Origin of the sequence: Brevundimonas sp. LM2, from assembly GCF_002002865.1 — a bacterium.
Taxonomy (GTDB): domain Bacteria; phylum Pseudomonadota; class Alphaproteobacteria; order Caulobacterales; family Caulobacteraceae; genus Brevundimonas.
Map to the genome: position 1 here is coordinate 2987988 of NZ_CP019508.1, position 15696 is coordinate 3003683.

13 protein-coding genes are annotated in these 15696 nt (G+C 68.3%); 6 read left to right on the forward strand and 7 right to left on the reverse strand.

The genetic code is table 11. The features are described 5' to 3' along the window. Positions 1-4 precede the first annotated feature (4 nt). Genes carA through BZG35_RS14810 form a run of 3 tightly spaced genes read right to left on the reverse strand, consistent with a single transcriptional unit; the run spans position 5 to position 3254 of the window. Positions 5-1162, reverse strand: coding sequence for a glutamine-hydrolyzing carbamoyl-phosphate synthase small subunit (carA, locus tag BZG35_RS14800; RefSeq protein ID WP_077356736.1), 1158 nt, complete (start codon positions 1160-1162; stop codon positions 5-7). A 45-nt stretch (positions 1163-1207) separates the two neighbouring features. After that, positions 1208-2545 carry an amino acid permease gene (locus tag BZG35_RS14805; protein ID WP_077356738.1) on the reverse strand — a complete coding sequence of 446 codons (1338 nt, stop codon included), beginning with the start codon at positions 2543-2545 and terminating at the stop codon, positions 1208-1210. 10 nt (positions 2546-2555) lie between these two features. Next, positions 2556-3254, reverse strand: a complete 699-nt coding sequence (locus tag BZG35_RS14810) for an SDR family NAD(P)-dependent oxidoreductase (RefSeq protein WP_171981972.1) — start codon at positions 3252-3254, stop codon at positions 2556-2558. A gap of 135 nt (positions 3255-3389) precedes the next feature. Here BZG35_RS14810 and BZG35_RS14815 point away from each other — a divergent pair, with 135 nt between their 5' ends. Then, entirely contained in the window at positions 3390-4085 is a 696-nt protein-coding gene (locus BZG35_RS14815) for an HAD family hydrolase (protein ID WP_077356742.1), read from the forward strand. Between the two features lie 52 nt (positions 4086-4137). Here the strand turns inward: BZG35_RS14815 and BZG35_RS14820 are convergent, their stop codons facing one another. Beyond that, complete coding sequence (locus tag BZG35_RS14820) at positions 4138-7050, reverse strand: TonB-dependent siderophore receptor (RefSeq protein ID WP_171981973.1); 2913 nt, start codon at positions 7048-7050, stop codon at positions 4138-4140. Positions 7051-7538: 488 nt separating this feature from the next. Between BZG35_RS14820 and BZG35_RS14825 the strand changes: the two genes are divergently transcribed. From BZG35_RS14825 to BZG35_RS14835, 3 genes are read left to right on the forward strand one after another with little or no spacing between them, the layout of a single operon-like run. Then, positions 7539-7874 carry a ribonuclease E inhibitor RraB gene (locus BZG35_RS14825; RefSeq protein WP_253189191.1) on the forward strand — a complete coding sequence of 112 codons (336 nt, stop codon included), beginning with the start codon at positions 7539-7541 and terminating at the stop codon, positions 7872-7874. A gap of 11 nt (positions 7875-7885) precedes the next feature. After that, the gene (gene carB, locus BZG35_RS14830) at positions 7886-11188 is read left to right on the forward strand and encodes a carbamoyl-phosphate synthase large subunit (protein WP_077356746.1); all 3303 of its coding nucleotides are present in this window, start codon (positions 7886-7888) and stop codon (positions 11186-11188) included. Position 11189: 1 nt separating this feature from the next. After that, positions 11190-11489 carry a DUF1294 domain-containing protein gene (locus tag BZG35_RS14835; RefSeq protein WP_216351855.1) on the forward strand — a complete coding sequence of 100 codons (300 nt, stop codon included), beginning with the start codon at positions 11190-11192 and terminating at the stop codon, positions 11487-11489. A gap of 4 nt (positions 11490-11493) precedes the next feature. Here BZG35_RS14835 and BZG35_RS14840 read toward each other — a convergent pair whose 3' ends face one another. From BZG35_RS14840 to BZG35_RS14850, 3 genes are all read right to left on the reverse strand, one after another. Next, positions 11494-11676: a hypothetical protein gene (locus BZG35_RS14840; protein WP_077356748.1), complete on the reverse strand. Its 183-nt coding sequence runs from the start codon at positions 11674-11676 to the stop codon at positions 11494-11496. A gap of 44 nt (positions 11677-11720) precedes the next feature. Further along, complete coding sequence (locus BZG35_RS14845) at positions 11721-12998, reverse strand: family 1 glycosylhydrolase (protein WP_077356750.1); 1278 nt, start codon at positions 12996-12998, stop codon at positions 11721-11723. 72 nt (positions 12999-13070) lie between these two features. Next, on the reverse strand, positions 13071-13307 hold the full coding sequence (locus BZG35_RS14850) for a hypothetical protein (RefSeq protein WP_077356752.1): 237 nt from the start codon (positions 13305-13307) through the stop codon (positions 13071-13073). Between the two features lie 139 nt (positions 13308-13446). Here BZG35_RS14850 and BZG35_RS14855 point away from each other — a divergent pair, with 139 nt between their 5' ends. Both BZG35_RS14855 and BZG35_RS14860 read left to right on the forward strand, forming a co-directional pair. Further along, on the forward strand, positions 13447-14814 hold the full coding sequence (locus BZG35_RS14855; RefSeq protein WP_216351856.1) for a DUF6880 family protein: 1368 nt from the start codon (positions 13447-13449) through the stop codon (positions 14812-14814). Between the two features lie 92 nt (positions 14815-14906). After that, the gene (locus tag BZG35_RS14860) at positions 14907-15674 is read left to right on the forward strand and encodes an EAL domain-containing protein (protein WP_077356754.1); all 768 of its coding nucleotides are present in this window, start codon (positions 14907-14909) and stop codon (positions 15672-15674) included. Positions 15675-15696 lie beyond the last annotated feature (22 nt).

Here is a 15696-nt window from a genome sequence, read left to right on the forward strand (position 1 = left end):
GGCGTTACCGCTCCATCAGGGCCTGGAACCGGTCGAACAGATACAGGCTGTCGGTGGGCCCGGGCGAGGCCTCCGGGTGATGCTGGACGCTGAACACCGGCCGGTCCTTCAGCTGGATGCCGCAGTTGGTGCCGTCGAACAGGCTGACGTGGGTCTCGACCACGGCGTCGGGCAGGCTGTCGCGGTCGACGGTGAAGCCGTGATTCATCGATACGATCTCGACCTTGCCGGTGGTCAGGTCCTTGACCGGATGGTTGGCCCCGTGGTGGCCCTGGTCCATCTTCACCGTGGCGCCGCCCAGGGCCAGGGCCAGCATCTGGTGGCCCAGGCAAATGCCGAACACCGGCTTGCCGCTGTCTACGATCTTTCGGATCTCGGGCACGGCGTATGTGCCGGTCGCGGCCGGATCGCCTGGGCCGTTGGACAGGACCACGCCGTCGGGATTGCGCGCCAGCACCTCTTCGGCCGTCGTCGTGGCCGGGACCACCGTGATCTTCGCACCCGTCGAGGCCAGGGCCCGCAGGATGTTGCGCTTGACGCCATAGTCGATGACCACGACCGACTTGCGCCCCTGGGTCTTCGGATGACCCTCCGGCCATTCCCACAGACCCTCGTCCCATTCGAACGCCTGCAGCGTCGAGGCGGGCTTGGCGAGGTCCAGCCCGACCAGACCGGTCCAGGCCTTGGCCCGGGCCACCAGGGCCGCGAGGTCGAACTTGCCTTCGGGATCGTGGGCGATCACCGCATGGGGGGCCCCGTGGTCGCGGATCCGCTGGGTCAGGGCGCGGGTATCGATGCCCGACAGCCCCACCACCCCGCGCCGCTTCATCCAGGCGTCCAGGCTGGCATCGGAACGCCAGTTGGCCGGGTCGGTCGGCAGGTCGCGGAAGATCGCGCCCCGGGCCGAGGTGTCCGATCCCCCGCCCATCTGCTCGATATCCTCCACATTGGTGCCGGTGTTGCCGACGTGGGGGAAGGTGAAGGCCAGGATCTGGCTCATGTAGGACGGGTCGGTCAGGATCTCCTGATAGCCGGTCATGGCGGTGTTGAAGACCACCTCGCCGAGCGCCGCGCCGGTCGCGCCGACACCGATCCCCTGAAAGATGGTGCCGTCGGCCAGGGCCAGGACGCCGGTCGCGCCGGGAAGAAGCTGAGTGGTCATGGCCGTTCCCTTACACCGAATCCCGGCGATCAAACGGCGGCGTTGCTACAGAGGCGATGCGGCCGGGTCAACGCGCGACCCCGGCCCCTTGCGCACCCACAGCCATCCGACCGAGGCCACGGCGAACAGGACGAGGGCCGGCACCACATTGCCGGGGGCCGCCGCGATCACCGCCCCGACCGAAAAGACCCCACCGACGACCGCCAGGGCGCGCCATCCCGGGGCCCGGCTGGCGCGGAACAGGCTGATGCAGCACAGGGCATAGAGGCAGATGGTCAGGACCGTGCAGGCCCCGATCAGCAGGCCGAACTGCCCCGCCAGGGTCGGCTGGGACGTCATCACCACCAGGGCGGCCATGACCGCTCCGTTGATCAGCGGATTGGCCAGGGGCAGCCGTCCGGGCGTGGCGGCCGATCTGAACCAGCGCGGCAGATAGCCGGCCTCGGCCGCGCTGCGCGCCGTCTCGCCGCCCAGGATGGTCCAGCCGGCGATGGTGCCCAGTGCCTTAATCACCGCGCAGGCGGCCACGAACCCGGCCACCGAAGCCCCGAACACCCGCGCCGCCAGATCGGCGAACGGACTGGTCGAGGTGGCGAGCTCGCCCGCCGGGATCACCCCGAACACCGCCACGCTGGCGGCGACATAGACCACGAGCGCCAGGCCGACGCCGGCGACGCTGGCGCGGCCCACGTCGCGGGCCGGGTCGCGCACCAGCCGCGACAGGGCCGCCGCGCTCTCCAGCCCCAGGAAGGACCAGAAGATCACCACCAGCGACGCCGGCACGCTCTGGGCCAGGGGAAGTCCACTGGGCGACCACGAGGCGGTGAAGGTGGCGCCGCTGAAGGCGATGAAGCCGGCGACGATGGCCAGCAGCAGCGGCAGCAGGCCGATCACCAGCGTGACCGCGCCCAGCCGCGCCGCGACCCGGGCTCCGGCCGCATAGGCTGCGGTGGTCATGCCGATCAGCACCAGATTGCACAGCATGGCCGGGATCGGCTCGGCCAGGACCGGGGCGAAGAAGGCCAGATAGCCGGTCCCCGCCAGGGCCACGGCGACATTGCCGGTCATGCAGACGCCCCAATAGGCGATCGCGGTCTGATAGCCGACAAACCGACCGAGGCCCCGCCGGGTGAAGTCCGTCAGCCCGTCCGCGTCGGGCTGGAACCGGCCGAGCCCCGCGAACACCGCCGCCAGCACCATGGCCCCCGCCCCGCAGATCAGCCAGCTGATCAGGCTGGAACTGCCGGTCGCCGCCAAGGCCACGGGGGCCAGATAGACGCCCGATCCGATCATGTTGCCCGCCACGACCAGGGCGGCCAACCCCCAGCCCAGTTTGCGGCCGCCATGCTGGGCGGGAAGCGGAATCGTCTCGGTCTGGCTCATACGCCGACGCTTAAGCCGGAATCCGCGCTCCGTCCCAGGCGAAAACACCGCCGCTGTCGGCGGGCGTCAGGCCGTCCAACACCGCCAGCAGGCGTTCGGCGGAATAGGCGGGGGTGAACAGCTTGCCCGGCGTGACCCCGCGCTGGAACGGCTGGCTCAGCCCGGTGTCGACCGTGCCGGGGTGCAGGCCCGCCACCACGGCTTGAGGATGCGACCGCGCCAGCTCGATGGCCAGGTTGGCCAGGATCATGTTCAGCGCCGCCTTGGACGCCCGATAGCTGTGCCAGCCGCCCAGCCGATTGTCCCCGATCGACCCCACCCGGGCCGACAGGGCCGCGAACACGGCGCGCCGGTCGCGTGGCATCAGCGGCAGGAAATGGCGCGCCACCAGGGCCGGTCCCACGGTGTTGACCCGGTAGTCGCGCATCAGATGCTCGGCGCTCAGGGTCCTGTAGGACCGCTCCGGCTCCTGGCCGTGATGCAGCACGCCGGTGGCCACGAACACGAGCGCCGGTTTCGGCCCCTCGGCGACCCGGGCGGCGGCGGCAGCAATTGTGGGCTCGTCCTCCAGATCGATATGCTGCTCACCCGCCAGGGAGCGCGCGAAGCGATGGACGACGCCGAACGCACCGGACGCCTGAAACGCATCGGCCACGGCCGCCCCGATGCCGCCGGACGCGCCGATCACCACCGCCGAAGTCTCGCTCATAGACAGCCCCCCCGAACCCCTCGTCCCCGGGCTTGACCCGAGGATCGGATTGTCCTCACGACAGCCCTAGCCGGTTGCCGTCGACCGGTCCGTGCGACGCTTCCGCTCACCCGCGCCCTGCCGAAGGCCACGCCCATGCCCATCACCACGGTCGGTCTCGATGCCGACGACACCCTCTGGCACAATGAGACGATCTTCCGCCTGACCCAGGCGCGGTTCCTGGACCTGCTATCGGTCCATGCCGACACGGCCACGACCGAGGCCCGGCTGGCCGAGGTCGAGCGGCGCAACCTTCGGCTCTATGGCTACGGCATCAAGGGTTTCACCCTGTCGATGATCGAGACCGCGATGGAGCTGTGCGACGGCGAGGCCCCCGCCTCGGTGGTCCGCGAGATCCTGGCCGCGGGGCGCGAGATGATCGCCCACCCGGTCGAGACCCTTCCCGGCGTCGACGAGACCGTGGCCGCCCTGGCCGAGACCTATCGCCTGGTCCTGATCACCAAGGGCGACCTGCTGGACCAGGAGCGCAAGCTGGCCGCCTCCGGGCTGGGCGACTGGTTCGCCGCCGTCGAGATCGTCTCGGAAAAGGATCGCGGCACCTATGACCGCGTCTTCGCCCGCCACGGCACCGGACCGGACGAGGCGGTCATGGTCGGCAACTCGATGAAGTCCGACGTCCTGCCCGCGCTGGAGGCCGGGGCCTTCGCCGTCCACATCCCCTATGCCGTCACCTGGGCCCACGAACTGGCCGACGCGCCGGACGGACACGCCCGCTACGGCGCGCTGGACGCCATCACCGCCCTGCCCGACTGGATCGCCGAGCGCGCATAGAAAAGGGCGGCCTCCGCAGGGAGACCGCCCTCTTTCCCGTCAGGCGACGGTTCTAGAACCGGGCGCGCAGTCCGCCGAAGAACTGGCGACCGTACAGCTCGTAGCTGGACGAGGTGCCGTTGCCGGTCAGGCCGTAGGGGATGTCCTCGTCGGTGAGGTTGTTCACCCCGGCGAACAGCTCGATGTTCGAGGCCTTCCACAGTCCGTCGTTGATGCGGTAGCGCACGACGACATCGTGATACAGCTGGCCGGGCACCTCGTTCGGAATGGTGGACTCCGCCGGATTCACCCCCGGGATGGGCGTGACGTCATAGCGGGCCGCGCGGCCTTCGTACCGGGTTTCGCCGGTGACGGCCCAGGTGCCGTTGTCCCAGGTCATGCGCGACTTGTAGGACCACTCGGGATCGCCGATCTCGCCGGCTTCGTTGTCGATCTCGTCCGGACGGTCGGCGAAGACGAAGACGTCCAGCTCTTCCAGGTAGTTGGCGGTGAACGAGCTGCTCACCCGTCCGGCCAGGAAGCCCCAGCGGTCCGCGTCCAGCTCGCGGGTCGAGGTGACCTCGAAATCCCAGCCCTTGGTCGTCAGCGCGGCGGCGTTCACATAGGTCGTGGAGACGCCGTCGATGTTGCCGTCGGCGCCGCGCGTGAACATGCCGCAGAAGGCCGGATCCAGCCCGCCCGAGGCGTCGTAGCAGTTGTCGATCACGTCCTGGGCGCCGACCAGGGCGATCGCCTTGTCGATCTGGATGTCATAGTAGTCGGCCGTGAAGCTCATCCCCGGCAGGAAGCGCGGCTGCAGGACCACGCCGGCCGTGAAGCTTTCGGCCTCCTCGGCGTCCAGGTCCGGATTGCCGCTGGAGACGCTGTCGATCGAGGCGTTGGTGTTGGACACGAACCCGGCGGGCACGCCGTCCGCCGCGCAGTTGGCGGCCCGATCGGGATCGGCATCGATGTTGTCGACGTCGCAGGGGTCGGAGACCGATTCAAACCCCGCGCTCGCCGGCAGGAAGGCTTCGGTGATGTTCGGCGCCCGGACGGCCTTGGAATAGGTGCCGCGGAACGAGATGTCGCGGATCGGCGCGTACAGGCCGCCCACCTTCCAGGCCTCGGCGCCGCCGACGGTCGAATAGTCGGCGTAGCGATAGGCCCCGTCGACCGACAGGCGGTAGGCGAAGGGCAGGTCCGCCAGCAGGGGGGCGTTGAACTCGACGAAGCCCTCGGTCACGTCGAACTCGCCGAAGGCATCGGGCTGGGCCGCGCTGTCGGTGATGCCCGAGGCCACCAGCGGGTCGTTGATGTTCTCGCTGGTTTCCTTGCGGTATTCGAAGCCACCCGCGAAGCCGATCGGCCCGCCCTGCAGGCTGAAGAATTTCGCCGTGTCGAAGTTGAACAGCCCGGTGACGACCTCCTGGGTGATCGTGTGGTTGCGGGTCGCCTCGTAGTTCACATAGTCGATCGCGGCCTGGGTGTTCTGCTGGCCGAACGGGTTGAAGGGCACGCAGGCTTCGGCCGTCTGGTCGGCACCCGGCGTCTGGCTGCGGCAGCGGATGACGCCGTCGGCGCCCCGCACGGCGTCGATCGCGGCGGCGTAGTTGCCCGTGATGAGGCCGTTGCGCGAGGCGAACTCGTTCTGGGTCTCGCCGTAGTTGTAGGACAGGTCCCAGCCGATGTCGGCGAAGCTGGTGTCGACCGTGCCGCGCACGCCGGCGACGGCGCGATAGGTCTCGCGCGTGATGTCGTTGATGCGGCTGCCCACGTCCGCATTGAAGCGGCCAAAGGTAACCTCGCGCCCGCCGATGACGGACGCCAGTTCGGGGGTAATGAAGGCATTGTCCGGCGCAATGAGATAGTCGCCAAAGGTGAAGGACGGCTGCACGAAGTCCAGGATTTCCGACCGCACATATTTGCCGTCGAAATAGGCCGTGACGTTGTCGGTCAGATCGTAGCGGAGCCGGATGTTCGTGCCGATGCGGTCCGTTTCGGGCTGCAGGACGACATAGTCTTCAAGCGCGGTGCAGGTCTCGCAGTCGGCGAACTGGCCAAAGGCGAAGCTGTTGGTGCCGAGGCGGGGCCGCTGGGGCACGGGCGTCCCGTCAGGACGGAAGACGGTGATGATGGTCGAGGCGGCGTCGTTCGCGAAGATCACCCCGTTCTCGTCGAGGTAGTCGCTGAGGACATTCGGCACCAGCAGCCGGTCCGGAATGCCGTCGTTCGGGCCGGTGTCGGCGGGGTTCAGGATCGTGCCGATGTCGCGCAGCGCGCCGATGTCCGAGGCCAGGACCTGGTCGGAGTGATCGTAGAAGACGCTGGCGGTCGCATTGAACCGACCATCGAGGAAGTTGCGGCCGAAGATGGCGCTGGCCGAATAGTTGCCGCCGTCGCCGTCCTGCGAGATGCCGCCCTGGGTGCTGAACTCGACGCCCTCGAAATCATCCTTGAGGATGATGTTGACCACGCCCGAGACCGCGTCCGAGCCATAGATGGCCGAGGCGCCGCCGGTGATGACCTCGACGCGTTCGACCAGGGCGGCGGGGATCGAGTTCAGATCGACCGCCGCATTGCCGGCGTCGCCGCCGACATGGCGCTTGCCGTCCACCAGGGTCAGGGTCCGGGACGCGCCCAGACCGCGCAGGTCGGCGAAGTTGAGCCCGCCGTCGTCGCCGAAGCTGTCGGAGTTGCCCCGGACGGTGGACCCGGAGCTCAGCGCCGGAAGCTCGGCGATGATCGAGCCCAGATCCTGGGTGCCCGCGGTCTCGATCGCCTCGGACGTCACGGTCGAGACCGGCGTGGGCTGCTCCAGATTCGGCCGCGGGATCCGCGAGCCGGTGACCACGACCTCTTCGACCGTCGTCGCTTCGTCCTGCACCGGCTGCGCCGTCTGCGCCAGCACCGGCGCGCTCATCAGAGACGCGGCGAGCACACCGCCGGCGAGGGCGGAGGTACGACGAAGACGGGAACGGTTCACCATGAGATCTGGGCTCGCTTTGAAAAAGGGGGAAAGGATGAGAGCGGCGACTACCGCCGGACCCATCTCAATTGCAACAGTCCGAAGTCGCAACCAAGTCACTTCCGCCTCAAACATGTTCCGATGTGACGATTTTACCCATAGTTCACGCTCAAATGACCTCAACTACGGCCACATTGTGTTCTCTAATCTCAAATAGGACCATATTTTGTTGAGAGATAACATCGCTACGCGTTCTCCATTTCAACTTCTGGTATAGCTAAACCTTTTCCTGCGCCGCAGTGACAGCGTTCGACGGTCAGCGTTGCTTGATCGACGCCTCTTGAACTCAGAGTGGCTGGGCCGTTGCGCAGCGGTCCAGACGCATTTCCCGGACTTCCGGACCGCGCCTTGCATGGCTGTCACGCTGTCGCTAAAGCGACCGCTTAGCCGACACCCCTATCGCCACCGGCGCGCCGAACCCGTGCGGGAACGGCGTCGCCGGTCGCTTGCGCGCGAGAGAGACCACCCTGGACGACGACGTCATCCCTCACGACGAACGCGACGCCATGATCCGCGCCTCCCTGGCGGCGCATGGCGACAGCGGGATCACGCCGCGTCACACGCTGTTCTATTTCTATGGCGAGGGTGACCACGACGACCTGAACGAGGTGGCGCGCCGCGCCGGCTTCCTGACCAAGGGCCAAGACGAAGCCACCATTCTCGAGACGACCATGGCCGTAGACGAAGACAGCTTCGCCCCGGTCAGCGCCATGATGCAATCCTGGGCCGCGGCCTTCCAGCTCGATTACGACGGCTGGGAGTGCGCGGTCGTGACCAATTAGAGGAGGCTGAGATGCCCAAACGTACGGACATTCAGTCGATCCTGATCATCGGGGCCGGGCCCATCGTCATCGGCCAGGCGTGCGAGTTCGACTATTCGGGCGTGCAGGCCTGCAAGGCGCTGAAGGCCGAGGGCTACCGGGTCATCCTGGTCAACTCCAACCCCGCCACCATCATGACCGATCCGGACATGGCGGACGCGACCTATATCGAGCCGATCACGCCCGAATTCGTCGAGCGGATCATCGCCAAGGAACGCCCCGACGCCCTGCTGCCGACCATGGGCGGGCAGACGGCGCTGAACACCGCCCTGGCGCTGGACGCCTCCGGCGCGCTGGCGAAATACGGCGTCGAGATGATCGGGGCCAAGGCCGACGTCATCGACAAGGCCGAGGACCGGCAGAAATTCCGCGACGCCATGGACAAGCTGGGGCTGGAATCGCCCAAGTCCAAGGCGGCCCATACGCTGGACGAGGCCTTGGACGGGCTGGAGTTCGTCGGCCTGCCCGCCATCGTCCGCCCCAGCTTCACCCTGGCCGGCACCGGCGGCGGCATCGCCTACAACCGCGAGGAGTTCGAGGAGATCGTGCTGCGCGGCCTCGACCTGTCGCCGACCACCGAGGTGCTTATCGAGGAGAGCGTCCTGGGCTGGAAGGAGTATGAGATGGAGGTGGTCCGCGACAAGGCGGACAACTGCATCATCATCTGCTCCATCGAGAACATCGACCCGATGGGGGTGCACACCGGCGACAGCATCACCGTCGCCCCGGCCCTGACCCTGGCCGACAAGGAGTACCAGCGCATGCGCACGGGCTCCATCAACGTCCTGCGCGAGATCGGGGTCGAGACCGGCGGATCGAACGTCCAGTGGGCCATCAACCCGGCCGACGGGCGGATGGTGGTGATCGAGATGAACCCGCGCGTCTCGCGCTCCTCGGCCCTGGCGTCGAAGGCCACCGGCTTCCCGATCGCCAAGGTCGCCGCCCGTCTGGCCGTCGGCTACACCCTGGACGAACTGACCAACGACATCACCATGGTGACGCCGGCCTCGTTCGAGCCGTCGATCGACTATGTCGTGACCAAGATCCCCCGCTTCGCCTTCGAGAAATACCCGGGGGCCGAGGCCACCCTGTCGACCTCGATGAAGTCGGTGGGCGAGGTCATGGCCATCGGCCGGACCTTCCAGGAGTCGATGCAGAAGGCCCTGCGCGGTCTGGAGACCGGCCTGTCCGGCTTCGACGAGATCGAGATCGAGGGCACGGTCGATGTCGAGGACGAGGCCAGCGCGCGCGCCGCCGTGGTCCGCGCCCTGGGGCAGCCCACGCCCGACCGCATCCGCGTCATCGCCCAGGCCTTCCGCCACGGCCTGTCGGTCGAGGAGGTCAACGCCGCCTGTTCGTACGAGCCCTGGTTCCTGCGCCAGATCGCCGACATCGTGCGCACCGAAGGCCACGTCCGGGTCCAGGGTCTGCCGACCGAGCCCACCGCATTCCGCACGCTGAAGTCCAAGGGCTTCTCCGACGCCCGCCTGGCCCAGCTGACCGGCACGACCGAGACGGCCGTCCGCCACGCCCGCCGCGCGCTCGACGTCCGCCCGGTGTTCAAGCGGATCGACACCTGCGCCGCCGAGTTCGCCAGCGCCACCGCCTATATGTACTCGACCTATGAGACCGGCGCTCTCGGCCAGGTTCCGCAGTGCGAGTCCAACCCGACCGACAGGAAGAAGGCCATCATCCTGGGCGGCGGTCCGAACCGGATCGGCCAGGGCATCGAGTTCGACTACTGCTGCTGTCACGCGGCCTTCGCCTTCGCCGACATCGGCGTCGAGTCGATCATGGTCAACTGCAACCCCGAGACCGTCTCGACCGACTACGACACCTCCGACCGGCTGTATTTCGAGCCCCTGACGGCCGAGGACGTGCTGGAGCTGATCGAGGTCGAGCGGTCCAACGGCAACCTGATCGGCGTCGTTGTCCAGTTCGGGGGCCAGACCCCGCTGAAGCTGGCCCATGCCCTGCACGAGGACGGCATCCCGATCCTGGGCACCAGCCTGGACTCCATCGACCTGGCCGAGGACCGCGAGCGCTTCCAGGTCATGCTCAATGACATCGGCCTGATGCAGCCGCCGAACGGCCTGGCGCGGTCCGCGCAAGAGGCGGCCGACAAGGCGGACGAGGTCGGCTATCCCGTCGTCCTGCGCCCCTCCTATGTGCTGGGCGGACGCGGCATGATGATCGTCCACGACCGCGAGCAGCTGGACCGCTACGTCGGCGAGGCCATGCGGGTCTCGGGCAGCGATCCCGTGCTGATCGACCACTATCTGAACCGCGCCACCGAGGTCGACGTCGACGCCCTGTGCGACGACGAGACGGTGTTTGTCGCCGGCGTGCTGGAGCACATCGAGGAGGCCGGCGTGCACTCGGGCGACAGCGCCTGCTCCATGCCGCCCTTCTCCCTGTCGGCCGAGATCGTCCAGGAGTTGAAGCGCCAGACCGAGGCCATGGCCCGGGCGCTCAAGGTCCGCGGCCTGATGAACGTGCAGTTCGCCATCGAGGAGCCGCATAGCGAACACCCGCGCATCTTCGTGCTGGAGGTCAATCCGCGCGCGTCCCGCACGGCCCCGTTCGTGGCCAAGACCATCGGCCAGCCGGTCGCCGCCATCGCCGCCAAGGTCATGGCCGGGGTGCCCCTCGCCTCCTTCGGCCTGAAGGACGTCCCCTACGACCATATCGCGGTCAAGGAGGCGGTCTTCCCCTTCGCCCGCTTCGCCGGCGTCGACACCATCCTGGGACCCGAGATGCGCTCGACCGGCGAGGTCATGGGCCTGGACTTCAAGCGCGAGGGCGAGACCGACATGGCCCCCGCCTTCGCCCGCGCCTTCGCCAAGTCCCAGATCGGCGGCGGCACCACCCTGCCGACCACGGGCTGTGCCTTCGTCAGCGTCAAGGACGACGACAAGCCCTTCATCGTCGAGGCCGTGGCCCTGTTACTGAAACAGGGTTTCGAGGTCATCGCCACCGGCGGCACCCACGCCTGGCTGGTCCAGCAGGGCCTGCCCGTGGGCTTCGTCAAGAAGGTGCTGGAGGGCCGCCCCAACATCGTCGACGCGATGAAGAACGGCGACGTCCAGCTGGTCATCAACACGACCGAGGGCAAACAGTCGCTGCAGGACAGCTTCAGCCTGCGTCGCACCGCCCTGATGATGAAGATCCCCTACTACACCACCGCCGCCGGGGCCCTGGCGGCGGCGCAGGGGATCGGGGCGATCCAGGCCGACACCCTGGATGTGCGCCCGATCCAGGACTACGCGCACTGAGATGGCGCTGAGCCGGATCGATCTGTTCCTGATCCTTCTGGCCCTGGCCAACCTGCACGCCTTCGCCCGCTTCTGGATCGACAAGCGGGCGGCGGCGGCGGGCGTGCGCCGCACGCCAGAGCGCACCTTGCTGACCGCCGCCCTGTTCGGCGGGTTCGGGGCCTGGCTGGGTCAGCACCTGCTGCGCCACAAGACCCGCAAGGAACCGTTCCGCAGCCGTCTGGGGGCGACCATCCTGCTGCATCTGGCGGGCGTGGGAATGATCGTCTGGGCGCTGCTGGCGAACGCCCGGGTCGTCTGATCGGCTAGTTCAGCAGCCGTACCGGCGAACAGCGGTGATGATCGACGATCATCTCGCTCTGGCCCGTCATCCCGCGGATCCAGGCCTTGCGCTCATGGACGGCGACGACGGTGTAGCGCACGCCCGGATCGGCGTCGGTGACAATCTCGTCGCCGTTCACCAGGGTATGCGCGGCCGTCGGGGTCATGAACGTCTCCGAAACCCCAACACGAAAGGCGGCGATCGGTTCCGTCAGGCGTCGTCCAGCTCTTCGCGCCGCTGTTCGACGGCCTCGCGCGACTGTTCGCGGGAGTGGTGATCGCCGTAGTCCTCGGGCGGAACGACCGGCAGGCTCAGGCAGACGCTCTGGGTCGGCAGGACTTCGCCCCAGTCGCGGATCAGCTGCTGGTACGATCGCCCGACGGCCCGGATGTTGCGGTCCAGATCATAGAGGCCCAGCGGGTTCACCGTCCCGTTCTGCTCGCGCAGGGCGGAGTCCCAGTCGACCTGGTCGGTCAGCGAATACCAGGTGAAGCCCAGCGTCGGCACCCCGTCGTTCCTGACCCTCAGGACGTTGGCCCACTGTTTCCAGAGCCAGTTCACCGCCTCGTCCCCGTTCGGGCCCTCGGCGAGATTGGTCTCGGTGTGCATCACCGGCAGCTTGTAGCGGTTGTAGTACTGACGGGTGATCTCGCTGTAGCCGAAGATCTCGCCCGAGGCGCGGGTGCTGCCGTCGGCCGCAACCCGGTGCTCGTTGGTCCAGTAGTAGTCGTTGCCCAGGATACAGTGCTGGCGCAGCCGCCGCCCCAGGAAGAAATGGTACTCGTCCCGGGTCATCCCGTTGTCCATCAGGTACTCGTAGACGCCGGAGTCGACCCGATGGCCGTAGTTCAGGTCCAGCGTCAGGAACCGCTGGCCGTTCAGCGTCTCGGCCGGCCCGATGGCCGCCGGCGTCTCGGCGTGGAAATATTCGGACGACTCGCTCTGGATGAAGATGGCGTCGGGCCGGACGGCCAGGATCGCCTCCATCGCCAGAACATTGGCGCGGACGATGTTTTTCAACGCGGTGACATAGGTCTGGTCGCTGGTCCCCTGTTCGTTCCACCAGCCATAGCGCGCCGAGAAGGTGGCGCAGATGAACATCTCATTGACCGGCGTGTAGAACTGGACCCAGGGAAACCGCATCGCGAAGGCGCGGGCATAGGCCTCGAAATGGACGGGGAAATCCGGATTCTGGAAGTCGCCAAGCCAGTCGGGCACGCCGAAATGGCACAGGTCGACGATCGGGATCAGACGGCGCCGGAACAGGTCCGCGAAGGTCTCGTCGGCGAATGACCAGTCGTACCGGCCGGGCCCGATCAGGGTGGTGTGCAGCGGCGGGCCGTAGCGCAGGAAGCGGATGCCCAGTTCCTCGACACAGTCGAAATCCCGGCGCCAGTGACGGTAATGTCCGCACACCTCCATCTGATCGACGCGCACCGTCCCGTTCTTGATGCGCGGGATGGAATTCTCGATCCCCGTGGCGAACATGAAGGCGGATATGGCGCACTCTCCGGGGCACAGGTCGGCGGGGGCTGGCTCATTCCCCGCGGAGTCGTTGGTTCAGTCTTCCTCGGGGGTCGACGGTCCGTTGATCTTGCGACAGCGGCCCAGGTCCGCCAGGGCATCGACCCCGGTCTGCACATCGCGCAGCCAGGCCTTGTCCCCGTCCACCGCGATAACCGTGTAGTGCGGAAACAGGTTGGGTCCGGTGCGCACCATGTCGCCGGCGGCGATGACCTCGTCGAACCCGCGCTCGTGGGCGATGCCGTAAAGATCCGAGTAGCTAATCTGGGCCATGCGACCCTCCTGCCAACGTGATGGACCCGTTTGGGGGCCCACATGTGAACGGTAGCCGAACAGCTTCGCAGATTCGCGTCAACGGCCTTGCGCGACGCCCGGCGGTTGACCTGGGTCGGCGCAGCCCGTTGATGGCCGTATGGCCCCGCGTTCCAGTTCCGCCCGCAAGACCCTGTCGACCGCCAACTTGGCCGCCCTGGGGGCCGAGCGGCTGGCGACGCTGCTGATCGAGGCGACGGTCGGGGACACCAATCTGAAGCGCCGGCTGAAGCTGGAGCTGGCGGCCGAGGTCGGCCCCGGCGATCTGGCGCTGGAGATCGACAAGCGGATGAACGCCCTGGCGGCCAGCCGGACCCGGGTGTCGTGGCGCAAGCGGCCGGAGCTGATCGCCGATCTTCAGGTCCATCGCCGCGCCATCGTCGAGCGGCTGGCCCCCAACGACGCCGGGGCCGCCCTGGACCGGCTGTCGGCCTGGCTGGACCTGTATCCAGGCCTGACCACCCGGGTGAAGGACCCCAAGGGCGAGCTGTCCGACCTGTTCTTCGCCGCCGCCGAGGACCTGGGGGCCGTCGCCACCGCCGCCGGGCCCGACCGGGCCGCCCCGGTCCTGGCCGAGGCGGTCGAGACCCGGCTGTCGGAATGGGGCGGCTGGATCGGACGCGCCGCCACGACGATGAGCCCGGCCCTGGCGATGCGCCTGCTGGAGGCGCTGACCGCCGGCCGGCCGTCCCCGACCGGGCGGCGGGCCCTGGTGGTGCGCAAGCTGGCCGATCGCGCCGGCGACGCCCGGGCCTGGGCCGGTACCTTCGCCCCCGAGGATCGCGCCCGGCCCGAGGTGGGGGCCCAGGTGGCGCGACGGCTGGCGGCGGCGGGCCTGGCGGAGGCGGCCCGCGAGGCTCTGGACCGCGCCCGACCGCGCCCCACGGCCTCGTCGCGCCGACGCGAGGCCGATCTCCCGCCCGAGCCGTCGCCGGTTTGGGACGCCGCCGAGATCGAGGTGCTGGAGGCCGAGGGCCGGACCGAGGACGCCCAGCGCGCGCGCTGGGCCGCCTTCGAACGCAGTCTGGACGAGACCGCCCTGCGGGCCTTCGTCTCGCGCCTGGCCGATTTCGACGATGTCGAGGCGATCGATCGCGCCCACGCGGTGGCAGCGGGCTGGGGCGACGCCACCCGCGGGCTGGCCTTCCTGATGGCCTGGCCGGCGCTGCGCGAGGCCGCCGCCATGATCCGAGCGCGCGCCGGCGACCTGCGGGGGCTGGGCGAGGAGGCCCTGCTGTGGATCGCCCGGCTCGAGGGGCGCTATCCGGACGCCGCCCTGATCCTGGTGCGCTCGCGGGCGCGCAGCCTGGCCGCCCTGGGCCCCAGCCGGAGCGCGGAGGTGCGCGCCCTGTCCGCCGAAGCCGCCGAACTGGCCCTGAGGCCCGGGGCTGTCGAGGGCCTGGAAAGCCATGCGGCCTTCATCGACTCGCTCGACGCCCTGGCGTCCCGACCCTCTCGCTGGGGTTGAGCCAAGCCCCACATTTCGGTGCAGTCGAGGGGGTGCGACAACTTATTTTAAGATTTATGCGCGAGGGTCAGGGCTCTTAGAGGACCTGAGCTATGTCGTGTGTTGCGTGCCGGGACGGAACCGGATTCGATCTGCCGATCACCATGGCGTTCCAGCCGATCGCCAACATCGAAACCCAGACGGTCTTCGCCTATGAGGCCCTGGTGCGGGGCCAGGACGGCAGCGGAGCGGGGGCGGTGCTGGCCCAGGTGTCGCACGACAACCGCTATGCCTTCGACCAGTTGTGCCGCAAGACCGCGATCGAGCTGGCGGCCGGGCTCGACATGGCGGCCGGCGGGTCGCACCTGTCGATCAATTTCCTGCCCAACGCCGTCTATGAGCCGCGCGCCTGTATCCGCGTGACCCTGGCGGCCGCCATGCGCACCGGCTTTCCCATTGACCGGATCATCTTCGAGTTCACCGAGGACGAGTCGATGGACACCAATCACATCCTGAACATCCTGCGCTCGTACCGGGCCATGGGGTTCAAGACCGCGATCGACGACTTCGGGGCCGGCTATGCGGGCCTCGGGCTGCTCAGCAAGTTCCAGCCGGACATCGTCAAGCTGGACATGGCCCTGGTGCGCGACATCGACACCGACCCGGTCAAGCGGACCATCGTGCGCCACACCCTGGGCATGCTGCGCGACCTGGGGATCGAGCCCGTCTGCGAAGGGATCGAGACGGTGGGCGAACACGACGCCCTGCGCGATCTGGGCGTCACGCTGATGCAGGGCTATCTGCTGGCCAAGCCGGTGATCGCCGCCCTGCCCCCGGTCGCCTGGCCGGGTACCGTTGCGCCCCTCGCCCTGACCGCCTGAGGCGGTCGCCTGCCACGTCCGC

Coding starts and splice junctions, on each gene's coding strand:
- carA (WP_077356736.1), bottom strand. CDS start 1,162: ATGACCACTCAGCTTCTTCCCGGCGCGACCGGCGTCCTGGCCCTGGCC.
- BZG35_RS14805 (WP_077356738.1), bottom strand. CDS start 2,545: ATGAGCCAGACCGAGACGATTCCGCTTCCCGCCCAGCATGGCGGCCGC.
- BZG35_RS14810 (WP_171981972.1), bottom strand. CDS start 3,254: ATGAGCGAGACTTCGGCGGTGGTGATCGGCGCGTCCGGCGGCATCGGG.
- BZG35_RS14815 (WP_077356742.1), top strand. CDS start 3,390: ATGCCCATCACCACGGTCGGTCTCGATGCCGACGACACCCTCTGGCAC.
- carB (WP_077356746.1), top strand. CDS start 7,886: ATGCCCAAACGTACGGACATTCAGTCGATCCTGATCATCGGGGCCGGG.
- BZG35_RS14835 (WP_216351855.1), top strand. CDS start 11,190: ATGGCGCTGAGCCGGATCGATCTGTTCCTGATCCTTCTGGCCCTGGCC.
- BZG35_RS14840 (WP_077356748.1), bottom strand. CDS start 11,676: ATGACCCCGACGGCCGCGCATACCCTGGTGAACGGCGACGAGATTGTC.
- BZG35_RS14845 (WP_077356750.1), bottom strand. CDS start 12,998: ATGTTCGCCACGGGGATCGAGAATTCCATCCCGCGCATCAAGAACGGG.
- BZG35_RS14850 (WP_077356752.1), bottom strand. CDS start 13,307: ATGGCCCAGATTAGCTACTCGGATCTTTACGGCATCGCCCACGAGCGC.
- BZG35_RS14855 (WP_216351856.1), top strand. CDS start 13,447: ATGGCCCCGCGTTCCAGTTCCGCCCGCAAGACCCTGTCGACCGCCAAC.
- BZG35_RS14860 (WP_077356754.1), top strand. CDS start 14,907: ATGTCGTGTGTTGCGTGCCGGGACGGAACCGGATTCGATCTGCCGATC.